Here is a 16,822-nt window from a genome sequence, read left to right as displayed (position 1 = left end):
TCACATTAATTGAATGAATTTAGTTAGAGCGATTGTATGGTACCTCTGTTGGTATCTACAGTCGTTTTTTTAATTGCCAATCTTAGTGAATCTTAACAATTTTGTGCCAAAGTTTGGTAAGATTAAAGGTAAAGTATCAACAATCTGCCATGAATTTCAAGGAGTAAGCTATGAAAATATTGATTGTAGATGACGATAAAGAAATCGTTGAATTGTTAAGTATCTATGTTAAAAATGAAGGCTATGAACCAATCACAGCCTATTCGGGTAAAGAGGCGCTTTCTCGACTAGCCACTAATCCAGATATTAAATTAATGATTCTAGATATTATGATGCCAAGTATGAATGGGATTGATGTGATCAAAGAAGTCCGTAAAGATTCGCAAATACCAATCATCATTGTTTCTGCTAAAACTGCCGATATGGATAAAATTCAAGGGCTGATCACAGGTGCGGATGATTATGTTTCTAAACCTTTCAATCCACTAGAAGTCATGGCCCGAGTCAAATCACTGCTACGGCGTAGTGAGCAGCAAGTGCCAACTCAAGTACCGGATACATTAGAAGTTGGGCCATTGACCATCAAGAAAGATTCTCATGAAGTCATTACTTTGACCGGAAAAAATATTCAATTGACAGCTTTAGAATTTGGCATTTTGTATTTATTAGCCAGTCATCCCAATCGAGTTTTTTCTGCGGATGAAATTTTTGAACGTGTATGGCAACAAGAAAGCGTTGTTTCTGCTAAAACGGTTATGGTGCACGTGAGCCATTTACGGGATAAAATTGAAGAGGCGACTGGCGGTGAAAAGGTGATTGAAACGGTTTGGGGCGTGGGCTATAAAGTTGCGGGATAAAACAAATCGTAAAACAACGACCAAAATTAGATTAACTGGCGCTGAGGTTAGTGAACTCATCTTTGAAGGTATCGTTACTTTTTTGATTTTACTTGCCTTAGAGATTGCGTTAATTCTCTTGTTAAATCAAGGTTTTATTATTAATCGAAATTTAGATTCCAGCGTGTCTTTTTTAAGAGATCTTATTAGTATACATAATGCCAATGTTCAGTTCTGGGGCTGGAATCAGATCTTTTTATTGATTTTAGTTGTCATTGATGTTTTGGTTGTTTATTGGCGGATCATGCGGCGGTTTCACCAAATTGAAATGCGACACGTGATCTCGGAGTTGCATTATATTGCTGATAATCATTTTGACCATCGTATCACGTTTAAAGTAAATCCAGAGTTGGAAAAAGTGGTCTCTAGTATTAATGCGTTGGTAGATAGTACCAATCGGAGCATTGGAGAAGAGCGGCGGATCGAGAAATCTAAAGATGAATTGATCACCAATGTCAGTCATGATATTCGCACGCCACTAACGTCTATTATTGGTTATTTAGGATTAATTGAAGATAAACAGTTTAAGAATCAAGCAGAACTGCTGAAGTATACGCACACAGCTTTTGAGAAATCAAAGCAAATGAAAGTTTTAGTTGATGATTTATTTGAATTTACGAAAATCCAGCAAACCGCAACGACATTAAATTATATGTCTACTAATATGACCAATATGCTGGCGCAGTTAGCAGCAAGTTATGAATTAGAAGCCCAAAAACAAAAGATCCATATTTTGACGCAGACACGACCAGATCCTTTGATTATGGATGCTGACCCAGAAAAGCTAAGTCGCGTATTTAATAATCTGATCATCAATGCATTCAAGTATGGTCAAGATGCTACTAAATTACTGCTACGTGCGCGCCAGGTCGGCACAGAAGTTATTATCCAAGTGACAAATAACGGTCAGCCTATTCCGGAAGCATCATTAGCACATCTTTTTGATCGCTTTTATCGCGTTGAAAGCTCACGGTCCCATGAGACTGGGGGGAGCGGCTTGGGTCTTGCGATTGCTCAAAGTATTGTTGCCCTGCATGGCGGTTTTATTTATGCGGTATCTGATAAAACTCGAACTTCTTTTGTGATCCATTTACCACTGAAACGTGGGGCGCGATTACGGCCGAGTACTAATGTTAAAACAACGGATCAAGCTTATTTATCAAATTTGAATTGAGGGTGCGAACACCATATATGAAACAAAAACGAATTTTAGAGCTAATTATTGCCAGCTGCTTCCTGATTGTGACATTGATTGGTTCCAGCCAACAAGTTTTTGCCGATACACCTAATGATTTCAATATTGGTAATTACCAAGCGGATGCAAAGGCAGCTGTGGTGTTAGATGCTCAAAGCGGGCAAGTCCTATACGCAAAACAAGCCCATGAGGTATTGCCAGTTGCTTCAATGTCGAAAATGTTGAGCCTGTATCTGGTACTTCAGGCCATTCATCAAGGACGGCTGCAATGGTCAGATACGGTGACACCCAATGAAGCTCAGGCAAATTTGAGTAAGCAGACAGAGTTATCTAATGTCCCGTTGACGGCAAATACGGCTTATACTGTGGCTGACCTTTACCAAGCATCATGGATTTATTCAGCCAATGTGGCCGTTATGCTGCTGGCCCAAAAAGTTGCTGGGTCTCAGGAAGCGTTTGTACAGCAGATGAATGCACAGTTGCAAAGATGGGGCGTCAAAGATGCCCAAATCGTTAATGTGAGTGGTTTAAATAATGATTTATTAGGTGATTTGCAGACAAATGGTACAGCACCACATGCAGAAAATGAGTTGTCAGCTTATGAAGTAGCTTTGATTGCACAGCACTTGCTACAGGATTATCCGGAAGTATTACAAACAACTAAGCTAGCAAGTGCAACTTTTGCTAAGGGCCAAGCCGACCAGACCGACATGAAAAATTGGAATTTATTATTACCTGGAAACGCATTAGCTGATGACAATTTACCAGTTGATGGTTTGAAAACAGGGACAAGTGATGCAGCTGGTGAATGTTTTACGGCAACCTTACCAGTTGGTAAACGGCGCTTGATCAGTGTGGTCATGAATGCCCATGGTGCATCTGCTGACAAGAGTAAACGCTTTGTAGCAACTAAAAATCTATTGACTCAGGTCTTAGATCATTGGCAATATCAAATTTTAACGACTAAAAATCAAGCATTGCCGGGACAGCCGCGGCTTCAGATTAAAAATGGGGTGCAGCAACATGTTACCTTAGTTGCTAAGCAGAATTTTTCTTTGTGGCAGCCTAAAGCTGAGCCAGCTCAGGGCCATGTTCAGCTAAACAAACGTGTTGTTGAGGCGCCGGTCGCTAAAACAAAAATTGTGGGTTATTTTCAATTAGGCAATCAAGCACACTTTGTATCAAATCCGGCCTCAATCCAAATCGGAACTAGAACAAAAGTTCAGCGCTTACCTTGGTATCAAATATTTTGGCGGCAACTGCAAAGTATTTTTTAAAATTGAATCGTTAAATAAGAAAAACTGCTATACCTCAATCATGAAGAGGATATAGCAGTTTTTTTGTATGTAAGGCAAATGATACAAATTTAATGAGATAGAATCAAAGCTATGTTTTGGTTACCATTATATAGTAATTATGATTGAAAGCGATTTTAAAAACAACTGTTGCTGTATCGAGAGTGATAGGATATATATTTCCACGGCATATGACTATTACAATTTCACTGAGAAGACTATAATAGAATTATATTCAAATAAAGTTGGGTCGTTGCAGGCTTAATTATTAAAATTTTAATAGTGAAACGTTGATTTACATGTCTGTTACATAAGTGTTGTATAATTATCTTGTAATGTTACCGCTATCAGCATTAGGGGGAGTTTAATGGCTAAAGAGACCTTTGAAAAGCGTGCTTATTTATTTAATACTGGGGCATATTTTGAAAGTTATGAATTTTTAGGGTGTCATCAAGTTGATCAAGGCTTTCAGTTTAATGTTTGGGCTCCACATGCCAAGCAAGTTTATTTAGTTGGGGATTTTAATCATTGGTCCCAAGAGCTGCCAATGAAATTAGTAGCTGGGACTGGTATTTGGACGGTAACTTCCGAGTTGCCGAGAGTTAATGATTTATATAAATTTGGAATTCAAGCACAAGATGGCAGTTATCAATTAAAAGTCGATCCTTACGCTTTTGGTTTTGAGCACAAACCTGGGAATGGTGCCGTCGTTTTGCCTAGACCACATAAGATTTGGCATGATGCGGATTGGCTTAAACAGCGGCAATTGCATAAACCTTATCAGGCGCCAGTCAATATTTATGAAGTTCACCTGGGCTCTTGGCAGCGTCACGATGATGGTAGTTATTTGACCTATCGCGAGATCACTGAGCAGTTGATCCCATATGTTAAAAAAATGCACTATTCCCATGTGGAGTTCATGCCATTGATGGAACATTTGCTGGATGCGTCTTGGGGTTATCAGCTCATGGGGTATTTTGCTCCAACCAGTAGATTTGGTAGCTTAGTTGATTTTTTAGACATGATTGATGCTTTTCATGCCGCGGGAATCGGTGTCATTATGGATTGGGTGCCTGGACATTTCATTCGTAATACTGACGCACTAGCCCAATTCGATGGGACGCCCACTTTTGAATACGCTGATTTTAATCGGGCAAATAACGTCCGCTGGGGCAGCTGGAACTTTGATTTGGGTAAAACCCAAGTTCAAAGCTTCTTGATCTCTAGTGCGATGTACTGGCTGGATTATTGTCATTTAGATGGGCTGCGCGTGGATGCTGTATCAAACATGCTTTACCTAGATTATGACGCTGGTAAAGAAGGCACTGTCAATCAGTACGGGGATAATGGCAATCTTGAAGGTCAAGCGTTCATTAAAAAGTTAAATACCACCGTTTTTAGATACCATCCTGATATTTTGATGATTGCTGAAGAGTCCTCGGCTTTTCCCAAAGTGACAGCACCCGTTGATGAAGGTGGGCTGGGATTCAACTATAAGTGGAATATGGGTTGGATGCATGATACTTTAAAATTCTTTGAAATGGATCCACTGTTTAGACACGATCATTTCAATTTATTAACCTTTTCATTTTTGTATATGTATGATGAGCAGTTTATCTTGCCGTTTTCTCATGATGAGGTCGTTCATGGCAAGCAGTCACTAATGCACAAAATGCCAGGTGATCGGTATAACCAATTTGCCAATTTACGGACAATGTTGGTATATATGATGGCTCACCCAGGTAAAAAGCTGTTATTTATGGGCAGTGAATGGGGTCAGTTCTTGGAATGGCGCTATTGGAGTGCGCTCGAGTGGGTGGACTTAAATGATGAAATGAATCATAAAATGCAGCAGTTCACACGCAAATTGAACGCCATTTATCATCAAGAAAAAGCTTTTTGGCAGCTTGACCACGATCCTAAAGGTATCAATATTACCAATGCAGATGATCCAAATTCGTCAACTTTAGGTTTTATCCGACTAGGAAAAGCCACAACAGACTTTTTAGTTTTTGCTTTTAATTTAGTGCCGGTGGAAAAACAGCATTTTCGGATTCCGGTGCCTTATGCTGGAACTTATACAGAGTTATTGAACACAGAGATGCAGGATTTTGGCGGTACTTGGACTAAGGGACAGGGCACTTTTGAAACAACCGGACAAGGCTATAGAAGTGAACCAGAGTCTATTGAAGTTATTTTACCGGCCATGAGTGCATTGATCATTAAACCTAAAGCTTTAATTTTGTAATGATCAGGATAGGTTTTGTACAAAGGAGGAAAGGGTTCATCCCGCAATTATGAGTACAGAAATGTTAGCAATGATTTTAGCTGGTGGGCAAGGCTCACGTTTGGGAAAATTAACTAAGTCGACGGCCAAACCCGCCGTACCATTTGGTGGCCGTTATCGGATCATTGATTTTGCGTTAAGCAATTGTTTCAATTCAGGTGTGAATACCGTTGGGGTAGTCACTCAATACCAGCCCTTAGAATTAAATGCCCATATTCAAAATGGGGCTAGTTGGGGTCTCGATGAAAAAAATGCCGGTGTCACTGTTCTACAGCCATTTGCATCCCGGGAAGGTGAAAAATGGTTTGAAGGGACCGCACATGCCATTTATCAGAATATGGACTATATCGACTTATATTCACCTAAATATGTGTTGATTCTATCTGGGGACCATATTTACAAAATGGATTATGAAGCGATGTTTAATTATCACAAAGCTAAAAAGGCTTCTTTGACAGTTGGTGTTTTACCGGTTTCCATGGCTGAAGCACCCCGATTTGGCATTATGAATACTGACGAAACCGAGCGGATCATTGAATTTGAAGAAAAGCCAAAACAGCCTAAGAGCAATTTAGCTTCAATGGGGATTTACATTTTTAATTGGCCAACATTGAAAAAATATTTGATTGACAGTTATGCGACGGATATGAAGATGGAAGACTTTGGGAAAGATGTGATTCCAGCATACTTAGCACACAATGAACCAACCTACGCATATGCTTTTCATGGTTATTGGAAAGATGTTGGCACGATTCAAAGTTTGTGGCAAGCTAATATGGAGTTCCTTGAACCTAATAATGAATTGAATATTGGTGATAAAGAGTGGCGGGTATATTCGCGTAATGATGCTTTACCACCAATGTACATTACTAAATCAGCACGCGTAAACAATGCAATGGTTGTGGATGGCTGCTATGTAGCTGGTGATATTGAACATTCAATTTTATCTCAGAATGTCAAGGTGGGGGCTGGCTCTGTGATTCGCGATTCCATGATCATGCCCAATGCGGTAATTGGTAAGAACGTCACGATTGATCATGCCATTGTTGGCGAACGTGCAATTATCGGCGACGGTGCGAATGTAGTTGGCACTGAAGATGATATAGCAGTCGTCGGTTATCAAGAAGTGCTAGGAAAGGCGGTCGACAAAGGATGAGACAAAATATTATTAGTGCCATTGTTGATTTGAATGAACCAGATGAGGCTTTAAGACCATTGACCAGTAATCGTCCGGTTGGCACATTGCCATTTGCTGGCCGTTATCGTTTGATTGATTTTCCACTATCAGCCATATCAAATGCTGGTATTCGGGATGTAGCCATGTTCTTACCTAAAAGTGGCCGTTCTGTTCAAGATCATATCCGCAGTGGCAATTCTTGGAACCTAGATACGATTACAGGCGGCATCTTTACCTTCCCATACGTGGCTGAAAAAGATTATTCTGACCCAGTTAATCGCAAACGTTACTATGATGACTACTTAACTTTTTTACGCAAATCAGATTCACGCTACACAATTGTCATTGGTGCGGGGAATGTTGAAAATATTAACATAGAAGAAGTTTTACAGTTTCACGTTGATGGTAATAACCCCATCACGGTTTTGTATAAGCGGCAAGATCCTAAGACAATTACGCCAGATGAAGCGGCTTTAAACATATCTGAAGCTGGTGATGTGACCGCAATTTTAAAGGCTAAAGAAGTGACACCAGATGCCGTTAATCATATGCTGCCAATGAATATGGGTGTTTACCTCATGCGGACAAGTTTGTTTATCGAGCTGATGCAAAATGCCAGCGAGCAAGATACTTATGCGAGTTTACAGCAGATTTTGAGTGAAGCTGTCGAAGTCTATAATGCCAACGCTTACGAATATACCGGATTTTATTCTAAGATCGACACGGTCAAGCGTTATTTTGATGCTAATATGGCGATGTTGGATGAAGCTAATTATCAAGCTTTGTTATTTAGTCAGCGGCAAATATTTACAAAGAACAAGAATGAGATTCCAACCTTTTTTGCTAAAAGTTCAATTGTAAATACAACGCTTTTAGGTACGGGCAGCCACATTGAGGGTCGTGTAGATAATTCAGTGATTTTCAGAAGTGTCAAGATTGACCGTGGGGCTGAAGTGGCGAATTCGGTCATTATGCAAAACTGTAAAATTGGGCCCGGGTCACACGTTAAGTACGCCATTTTGGATAAAGGCGTTGTGATTGGTGCGGGACTAAAAATTGAAGGCACCCCAGAACAACCTATCATTTTTGCAAAAGGGGCTTCGGTCTTGCATGAAGCAGATATTGATAAGGGGGTGCAACGATAATGAAAAAAATTTTATTTGCGGCCGCAGAAAGTGCACCATTTTATAAAACGGGCGGGCTTGGAGATGTTATGTTTGCATTGCCAAAAGCCTTAGTTAATCAAGCATATGACGTACGTGTTGTCTTACCTTACTATCCTAGAAAAATGCCGGAAGCTTTTGTAAACGAGTTGCAAGATGTCACGCATTTCACAGTCCGTGTCGGTTGGAAGAATGAGTATGCGGGCGTCAAAATGCTGCATCGTAATGGTGTAACCTATTATTTTATTGATAATCTAACTTACTTTGATCGAGATGGTTTATACGGTTACCCCGATGATGGCGAACGCTTTGGCTTTTTCCAGATGGCGGTCATTGAAATGCTGGAGAAGATTCGGTTTATACCTGATATTTTACATTTGAATGATTGGCATACGGCGTTTATTCCCGTACTGTTAAAGGACAAATATGCTTGGATTGATGCTTTACGTCATATTAAGACAGTTTTGACGATTCATAATCTTAAATTTCAAGGCATCTATGACCCCGTTATTTTAGATAGTATCTTTGGAATTGGGCGCCAGTATTTCAATGAATCTGGGTTTAAGTATTATGACACGGTGAATTTCATGAAAGGCGGTATTGAATTTGCTGATAAAGTGATCACCGTTTCACCATCATACGCTCAAGAAATTCAAACGCCTGAATATGGTGAAGGCTTAGATGGGGTTTTACGTGCCAACAGTTATAAATTAACTGGCTTCTTAAATGGCATCGATACGCAAGTTTATAATCCGGCAACGGATAGCAATGTTCGATACAACTATGACCTTGCTAATTTAGATAAGAAAAAATTAAATAAGCGCTACCTTCAAGAGTTAGTGCATCTGCCCCAAAGAGATGATCCGCTCTTTATTGTGATCTCACGTTTAACACGGCAAAAAGGCATGGATCTTTTGCTGCAAACGTTAGATAACTTTTTAGTACAGCAGAATGTCCAAATGGTTTTGTTGGGAACAGGAGACCAAGATCTCGAAGCTGATTTTAAATGGATGCAGGATCGTTACCCGGCACAGTTATCCACAAATATTCGATTTGATGAGAAGTTTGCGCAACAAATGTATGCTGGTGCCGATTTTATTTTGGTGCCATCTGCCTTTGAACCGTCGGGCTTATCACAAATGATGGGCATGCGTTATGGGACCGTTCCAATTGTCCATGAAACTGGCGGCTTAAAAGATTCAGTACAACCCTTTAATGAGTTTGAAGATACTGGGACTGGCTTTGGCTTCGTCAATTATGATGCCGCAACTTTAGGTAAAATAATGACCTATGCGCATCAAATTTATACACAGCAACCAGAGGCATTCCAAAGGATAATTAAACGAGATATGACTGCTGACTTTTCTTGGCGTAAATCAGCGCAATTGTATGTTGGTCTATATGATGAATTGTTACACGCATAGTTTTTTTGCGGGAAAGTACACGGTGTTTAATCTTGAAAATTACGGAAGAAAAGTTTATTAAAGATTACCAAGATCGTATGATGGCCATGTATTCTATGGCTATTCCAGAAGCAAGTAAAGGTCAACAATATCGCGTTTTGGCCAGTGTTGTTCGTGATTATTATGCCAAAAACTGGCAACAAACGCGCACAAAGTATGAGAAGCAGGATCGTAAGCAAATTTATTATTTCTCAATTGAATTTCTACCCGGCCGCTTTTTAACACAAAATATGTTGAATCTCGGCATCACCGATGTGGTTTTATCCGGTTTACAAAAATTAGGCCTTAAATATAGTGAAATTGCTGGACGTGAGCCGGATCCTGGCTTGGGCAACGGTGGTTTAGGTCGCTTAGGGTCAGCCTTTTTAGATAGTGCGGCTTCAGAGGGTGTAGCTTTGAATGGTAATAGCATCCGCTATCAATATGGTTTATTCAAACAAGATTTTGTGAATGGCTATCAAGTCGAATTGCCAGATGACTGGCTGCGCAATGGCAATGCCTGGGAAGTTCGAAAAGAAAACCGCGCTTGTGTCGTTCACTTTGGTGGCAATGTCTGGTTAAAGGAAGATAGTTTGGGCCATTTACGTGCTGTTTATGAACATACCAATGATGTTATCGCTGTGCCTTATGATATTGGCATTGTTGGTTATAAAAATAATGTGGTGAACACGATGCGTCTTTGGTCAGCTGAATTGCCTTTTAATGCTGATCAACGGTATACATTAGCTGAGAAACAACAAGTGAATGATATTACGGAAGTTTTGTATCCAGATGATTCCAATTATGAAGGCCGCTTATTGCGATTGAAGCAAGAATACTTTTTCGTGTCGGCGGGGATACAGAGTATTGTGCGCGCATATCGTAAAACTCACCGAAATTTCAATGAATTTAGTCAAAAGGTTGGGATTCACATCAATGATACCCATCCGGCTATGGCCGTTGCAGAATTGATGCGTATCTTAATGGATGAGGAATTTCTTGGCTGGGATCGTGCTTGGAATATTACCACGCAAGTCATGTCTTATACCAATCATACCTTATTGGCCGAAGCTCTAGAAACTTGGCCGGAAGATATGTTTGCCAAAACAGTGCCGCGGATCTATCAAATTATTCAAGAGATCGATCATCGTTTCCGGCAAAAGATGGTCCCAATTCACGGAGCTGAACTCGTTAGTTCAGTCGCACCTATCCAAGATGGACAAGTGCGGATGGCCTATTTAGCTGTTATTGGCAGTCATAGTGTCAATGGTGTGGCTAAATTGCATACTGAATTGCTGCAAAGTAGTGTTTTAAATGGGCTTTATCAAATTTACCCGGAAAAATTCAATAATAAAACCAATGGTGTGACTATGCGCCGGTGGTTATTGGTCGCTAATCCACGACTGAGTCACTTGCTAAATGAAGCTATTGGTACGGATTGGCAACGCCACCCAGATGCCTTACGTGCATTCAAAGTCCTCACTCAAGATAAAACCATTTTGCAAAAACTAGGTGATGTCAAACATAAAAATAAACGGGAATTAGCGACTCAAATTCAAGAACAGTTAGGAATCAAAGTCAATACGCACGCCTTATTTGATGTTCAAATCAAACGGCTGCATGCTTATAAGCGGCAGTTATTACATGCCTTATATATCATTGATGAATACTTGCAAATCAAAGATGGCAAAAAATTAACGGTTCCGCGAGTACACATTTTTGCGGCTAAAGCAGCGCCAAGCTATTATTATGCTAAAGAGATTATTAAATTGATCAATGCTTTAGCTGATTTAGTCAATCATGATCCAGAAGTTGGGAACCAATTAAAAATTGTATTTATTCCCAATTATGGTGTATCTATTGCCGAAAAAATTATTCCAGCTGCTGATGTGAGTGAACAGATCTCTTTGGCTGGTAAAGAAGCCTCAGGAACGAGCAACATGAAACTAATGGCGAACGGTGCGGTGACATTAGCGACTTTAGATGGCGCTAATATTGAAATTAAAGATGCTGTAGGCGCAGATAACATTGTCACTTTTGGCATGACAGTGGATGAAGTTGAAAAATTTAATTTTTATCAGTCTGCACAAATCTATAAAACTAATGCACGTATTCATCGGATATTGGACACTTTGGTCGATGGCACAATTCCAAATATAACTACTGAAGGCCGTGATATCTTCAATTCTTTGGTGCAGTATAATGATCAATATTTTGTATTAGCAGATTATGATAGCTATGCACAAGCTCAAGAAAAGATTAGTCAACTTTATCAAGATCGCTATGATTGGTATCAAATAAGTGCTCAAAATATTGCTGCCAGCGGTCGGTTTGCTTCCGACTATACGATTCAGAGATACGCTGAAGATATTTGGCACGTTAAAATTGAAGCGCCAGCTGAATAAAGATGGCTTGAGTGGGGTCGGGACAAAATTAATGTTTTGTCTACGGCCACTATGTGTTTACGAACAATTCAATTTTAAACGTGTTCCAAAAGGCAACACCTTCACCTAACCACGAATGGCTCAAATGGCAAGTTCACCATTTTTCGCCATTCTTGTTAGTGATCAGGTGCTGAGCGCCTTTTGTCTCACTCTCGATTATTTTTCACGAACGATTGTATCTTAAACGTGTTCCAAACGGCAACGCCCTCACTCTCATTTTCTTGTATTAAGCGCGTTGTCAAGGTATTGATTTTTGATCAAGAGAGGAAAATTTATATGACAGTTGCTCAATACCAAGTTGTTTTTCACGTATCTGAACCGGGCCAGTTTCAACATGCAATTGCAAATATTAAGAATTTATATGCTTACCAGCAAGCACATTCAGAAATGGCCTTTACGGTAGTGCTGTTAGTCAATGGGGCTGCTATTACAGTAATGACCCAGCCGGAAACCGCAACAACGATTGCAACATTGCCTCAAGTTCAATTTCATGCATGTCATAATTCTATGCGAGCGCACCAGATCACGGCTGCGCAACTGCCTGCTGGGGTAACTGTGGTACCAGTTGGGGTTTTAGATCTGATTGAATTGGAATCAAAAGGCTACGCTTATATTAAACCTTAAATTTTGGAGGCAGGCTTGTGATCGAATATAATTCTTTTTTAACGACTGATAAAGCGCCGTTTGGGGCAGTTGAACCTGATAAAACTGTCACCTTCCAGATTCATATTAGTGAGATTGAAAATATCAAACAGGTAGCATTAGTCGTTTACCAGGATGAGCATTGGTCAGGGCCTAAAGCGGTTATACCAATGACTCAGACAATAGAAAATATTTACAATGGCCAGTTTATACCCGAAACGGGCGGGTTATATTTTTATTTCTTTATGATTGAATTGTTGGATACAGATATTTACTACGGTTGTCAAGATGGTGGTTATGGCGGCCTAGGCGTCACTTACCATTCCCGAGAAGAAGTCCAGATGTATCAATTGACAGTGGTCAATACGGTTGATCAGGTACCTGATTGGTATCAAGACGCCACTTTTTATCATATCTTTGTGGATCGCTTTAAAAATGGCAATGTTGATCAACACGTGAATGCCCCAAAAGCCAACAGTTTTATTTATGGTCGGCAGACTGATCTGCCCATGTACATTAAGAACAAAGCTGGTGAGATCGTGCGCTGGGATTTTTATGGGGGTAATTTGAAGGGTATTGAATCACAACTCACTAATTTAAAGGCAATGGGTATTACAGCACTGTATTTAAGCCCGATTTTTCAAGCTCGAAGCAATCATCGCTACGACACCGGTGATTATTTTAAGATCGATGAGGTTCTAGGAACGTTAGCTGATTTTGAGCACTTTTTAAATGCAGTACACGCTTTGGATATGCATGTGATTTTGGACGGTGTTTTCAACCATGTTGGTGCCGATAGTCGCTACTTCAATCTTTACCATACGTATGAGACGATTGGTGCGGCAAATGCTCAGTCGAGTTCTTACTATGATTGGTTTACATTCAAACATTATCCAGATGACTATGAGAGTTGGTGGGGCGTCAAAGACCTACCGGCTATCAATAAGGATTCCCAGAGTTTTCAAAAATTTATTGCTGATGGGGATCAAAGTGTGATCGGTTATTGGACGAATAAAGGCGTTGACGGCTGGCGGTTAGATGTTGCTGATGAATTAAGTGATGACTTTATCCGGAAAATTCGGCAGCAGTTAGAACGGCATCAACCACAGCAGCATGTATTGATCGGTGAAGTTTGGGAAGATGCCAGCAATAAAGTCAGCTATGATCATCGGCGCCATTATATCGAAGGTGGGGCGTTACAGGCAGTGATGAACTATCCACTGCGAACTTTGTTGTTACAGTTAGTCAACCAACAACTTTCAGCAGCCGAATTTGTGACTCGCATCATGACGCTTAAAGAAAATTATCCCCGTACCGTCTTTTTTCATAACTTTAATAATATTGGGTCGCATGATACGCAACGCGTGCTGACCGCCGTTGGTGCTGATAAGGCTAAATTACATCAAGTTTTCCAATTGTTTTATACACTGCCTGGTGTGCCTTGTTTGTACTATGGCGATGAAGCGGGTCTGACTGGTGATGTTGATCCAGATAATCGTCGGTTTTATCCTTGGCAGCATGAAGATTTGGAAATTAAGACTTGGGTTCAAGATTTATTGCAGTTGCGGCACAATGATCCTTTATTTCATAATGATGCTGATTTTTACGCCTTTTCGTGTGGTTCAGCATTCGGTTTTTTCCGGACGAACTCAATTGATGGGCAATATCGACTTTGTGTGGTCAATCCAACGCCCAATCAGGGGGTTTTAAAACCGCAACTCCTAAATTCAGTCGGCTTACCCAAAAAGTTACAAACAATCGCTCAAGCAAAGTTAGCAGGGTTACAGTTACAAGCATATGATTTTCGAATTTTGGACTAGGAGTATGCTATAATGTAGTTTAATGATTTTGATTGAGAGGGTGCTATTGTGTCTTTATCACTTTATGCATGTATGTTGATTCTTAAAGAACACCATTTATTAAAAAGTAGCGCGATTCAAGGTGATCTAGATGCCAAAATGGTCGATATCACTTATGATTCACGCAAGGTCAAAAAAGATGCCCTTTTCTTTTGTAAGGGGGACAACTTTCGGCCAATTTATTTGACCATGGCAAAAGATAATGGTGCCATCACGTACGTTGCTGAACAGCCTTACCCTGAAGGTAAAGGCATGAATGCTTTTATTGTTACAAATATTCAAAAAGCGATGGCTTTATTATCGGCGGCCTATTTTGACTATCCTCAAGATGATCTATTTGTAATTGCCTATACGGGAACAAAGGGTAAAACGACTTCAGCTTATTTTACGAAGGGTATTTTGGATATTACAACCAATAAGCAAACGGCCTTGTTTTCAACGATTGATCGGATATTAGGCCCTAAGCCTGAGCAACGGTTTAAATCTGATTTGACGACACCTGAGTCTTTAGATCTTTTCCATGATATGCGTGCTGCTGTGGATAATGGTATGACTCATTTGATTATGGAAGTTTCTTCCCAAGCCTATTTACGCAATCGTGTCTTTGGGTTGACCTATGATGTTGGTTTCTTCTTGAATATCACACCAGATCATATTGGACCAAATGAACATCCAAATTTCGATAATTATCTACATTGTAAGTTGCAGTTATTAGTTAATTCACGTAAATGTGTCATCAATGCGGAAACAGATCACTTTGATGAAGTTTATGCAGCAGCTAAAACGACAACAAATCCGGACAGTATCTATTTATATGCTGGTGCTGATTTTCAAGCTCCTAAAGATATTGACATTGATTTCCGATTTGAAAGCAAAGAGGCTGACTTAGCAACGAGTCGATTCAATTTCACACCTGTGACACCAAAAGCTCAAGCGCTTGGTGTTAGTGGGGCTTACCAGCTAAGCTTGATTGGTGATTTCAATGAAAGCAACGCCACAGCAGCCATTATCGCTGCCGCTTTTGCTGGCGCTGATACTGAGGAAACACAAAAGGGTATTGCCAATGTTCGTATTCCCGGGCGGATGGAGTCATTGAAAGTACCAGGTCATGGTCAAGTCTATGTGGACTATGCCCACAATTATGCTAGTATGAAGGCTTTACTTAGTTTTCTTAAGAAAGAATATAATGATCCTAAACTAATTGTTGTTGTCGGGAGCCCGGGTGACAAGGGTGTTTCGAGGCGACCGGGTTTTGCCAAGGTTTTGACTGAATATGCCCAGCAAGCTTTCTTAACAACAGATGATCCTGGCTTTGAAAATCCACAGAGCATTGTGGCACAAATCGATCAGACGATCGATCATAATAAGGTTAACGTTAAAATTATTTTAGATCGTAAAGCCGCTATTAAAGCTGCAATCACAATGAGTCAACCAGGAGATATCGTTGTTTTGGCGGGTAAGGGTGCTGATCCATATCAAAAGGTTCGAGGCGTCGACACGCCTTACCCAACTGACCTGGTTGTGGCTAAGCAAGTTGTAGCTGAACTTTGATTTTTAGATAGTTGGAGTGAAAAAATGCAACAATTTTTTACTGTTTTAGGTGGTATGGGTACTGCTGCCACTGAAAGCTATATTCGTTTATTAAATAAGCGTACACCTGCGCATAAAGACCAAGATTATTTAAATTATATTTTGGTGAATCATGCGACTGTGCCTGACCGAACAACTTATATTTTGGATCACAGTCAACCAAGTTTTTATCCTGATCTTTTAGAAGATATCAAACAGCAAAGTCAATTAGGGCCTGAGTTTTTTGTAATGGCTTGTAATACCGCACATTACTTTTATGATGAATTACAAGCACAAACGAAGATTCCGATTTTGCATATGCCGCGTTTAGCTGTAGCTAAAATGGTCCAGCAATATCCCAATTTGCAGTCAGCAGGTTTGATTGCCACTGAAGGGACGATTGCCGATGGAATCTATCGCGATGAAATTCAAAAAGCTGGCCGTAGTGTGATGCTTGGCGGTGATGCCGTACAGGCAAAGGTCAATCATCTGATTTATGATGATATCAAAGGTCAAAATTATGTGGACGGTAAATTGTATCATGAAATTTTAGACGACATGGTCAATAAACTTGGCTGTGGTGTCGTGATTTTAGGGTGTACAGAACTTTCTTTAGCGCAAGAATTGGCGCCAGATCACGATTACCCTGTGATTGATCCTCAAAGTATTTTGGTGGATAAAAGTATTGAAATGGCGCTGCAAATGCGTCACAAATATAGTCAAGATTAACTAGTTCACGTTTAAACTAAAAATGAGGCTGGGACATAAGTCTTTTTATACAGCCTAAAGTAAAAAATTCCTTGAGATCTGATCTCAAGGAATTTTTTGCTTTTATGTAGGCACGAAGTGCCTT

The 16,822-nt window shown here is 40.1% G+C and carries 12 protein-coding genes; all 12 read left to right on the top strand.

The features are described 5' to 3' along the window. The first annotated feature begins 170 nt into the window (after nt 1-170). The 12 genes from FHQ08_RS02060 to FHQ08_RS02005 all read left to right on the top strand — a co-directional run bounded on the left by FHQ08_RS02060 (nt 171) and on the right by FHQ08_RS02005 (nt 16,698). On the top strand, nt 171-857 hold the full coding sequence (locus FHQ08_RS02060; protein WP_230912725.1) for a response regulator transcription factor: 687 nt from the start codon (nt 171-173) through the stop codon (nt 855-857). Beyond that, nucleotides 847-2,070, top strand: a complete 1,224-nt coding sequence (locus tag FHQ08_RS02055; protein WP_230912724.1) for a sensor histidine kinase — start codon at nt 847-849, stop codon at nt 2,068-2,070. The genes FHQ08_RS02060 and FHQ08_RS02055 overlap by 11 nt, the downstream gene beginning before the upstream one ends. Nucleotides 2,071-2,087: 17 nt before the next feature. After that, entirely contained in the window at nt 2,088-3,368 is a 1,281-nt protein-coding gene (locus tag FHQ08_RS02050; RefSeq protein WP_230912723.1) for a D-alanyl-D-alanine carboxypeptidase family protein, read from the top strand. Between the two features lie 385 nt (nt 3,369-3,753). Next, the gene (gene glgB, locus FHQ08_RS02045) at nt 3,754-5,634 is read left to right on the top strand and encodes a 1,4-alpha-glucan branching protein GlgB (RefSeq protein ID WP_230912722.1); all 1,881 of its coding nucleotides are present in this window, start codon (nt 3,754-3,756) and stop codon (nt 5,632-5,634) included. Nucleotides 5,635-5,683: 49 nt separating this feature from the next. After that, nucleotides 5,684-6,829: a glucose-1-phosphate adenylyltransferase gene (locus tag FHQ08_RS02040; RefSeq protein ID WP_230912721.1), complete on the top strand. Its 1,146-nt coding sequence runs from the start codon at nt 5,684-5,686 to the stop codon at nt 6,827-6,829. Continuing rightward, nucleotides 6,826-7,995, top strand: a complete 1,170-nt coding sequence (gene glgD / locus FHQ08_RS02035; protein WP_230912720.1) for a glucose-1-phosphate adenylyltransferase subunit GlgD — start codon at nt 6,826-6,828, stop codon at nt 7,993-7,995. Before FHQ08_RS02040 ends, glgD begins: the two co-directional genes overlap by 4 nt. After that, nucleotides 7,995-9,437, top strand: coding sequence for a glycogen synthase GlgA (gene glgA, locus FHQ08_RS02030; protein ID WP_230912719.1), 1,443 nt, complete (start codon nt 7,995-7,997; stop codon nt 9,435-9,437). Before glgD ends, glgA begins: the two co-directional genes overlap by 1 nt. Before the next feature lie 32 nt (nt 9,438-9,469). After that, on the top strand, nt 9,470-11,860 hold the full coding sequence (locus FHQ08_RS02025) for a glycogen/starch/alpha-glucan phosphorylase (protein WP_230912718.1): 2,391 nt from the start codon (nt 9,470-9,472) through the stop codon (nt 11,858-11,860). Between the two features lie 315 nt (nt 11,861-12,175). After that, nucleotides 12,176-12,523, top strand: coding sequence for a DsrE family protein (locus tag FHQ08_RS02020; protein WP_230912717.1), 348 nt, complete (start codon nt 12,176-12,178; stop codon nt 12,521-12,523). Between the two features lie 17 nt (nt 12,524-12,540). After that, nucleotides 12,541-14,361, top strand: a complete 1,821-nt coding sequence (locus tag FHQ08_RS02015; protein ID WP_230912716.1) for a glycoside hydrolase family 13 protein — start codon at nt 12,541-12,543, stop codon at nt 14,359-14,361. A gap of 48 nt (nt 14,362-14,409) precedes the next feature. Continuing rightward, on the top strand, nt 14,410-15,951 hold the full coding sequence (locus FHQ08_RS02010; RefSeq protein WP_230912715.1) for a UDP-N-acetylmuramoyl-L-alanyl-D-glutamate--2,6-diaminopimelate ligase: 1,542 nt from the start codon (nt 14,410-14,412) through the stop codon (nt 15,949-15,951). 24 nt (nt 15,952-15,975) lie between these two features. After that, complete coding sequence (locus tag FHQ08_RS02005; protein ID WP_230912714.1) at nt 15,976-16,698, top strand: aspartate/glutamate racemase family protein; 723 nt, start codon at nt 15,976-15,978, stop codon at nt 16,696-16,698. The last annotated feature ends 124 nt before the right edge of the window (nt 16,699-16,822 follow it).

The sequence above is a fragment of the Agrilactobacillus fermenti genome, from assembly GCF_021030645.1.
In the GTDB taxonomy this organism is placed as follows: Bacteria; Bacillota; Bacilli; order Lactobacillales; family Lactobacillaceae; genus Agrilactobacillus; species Agrilactobacillus fermenti.
This window is presented reverse-complemented; position numbering and strand designations above follow the sequence as displayed.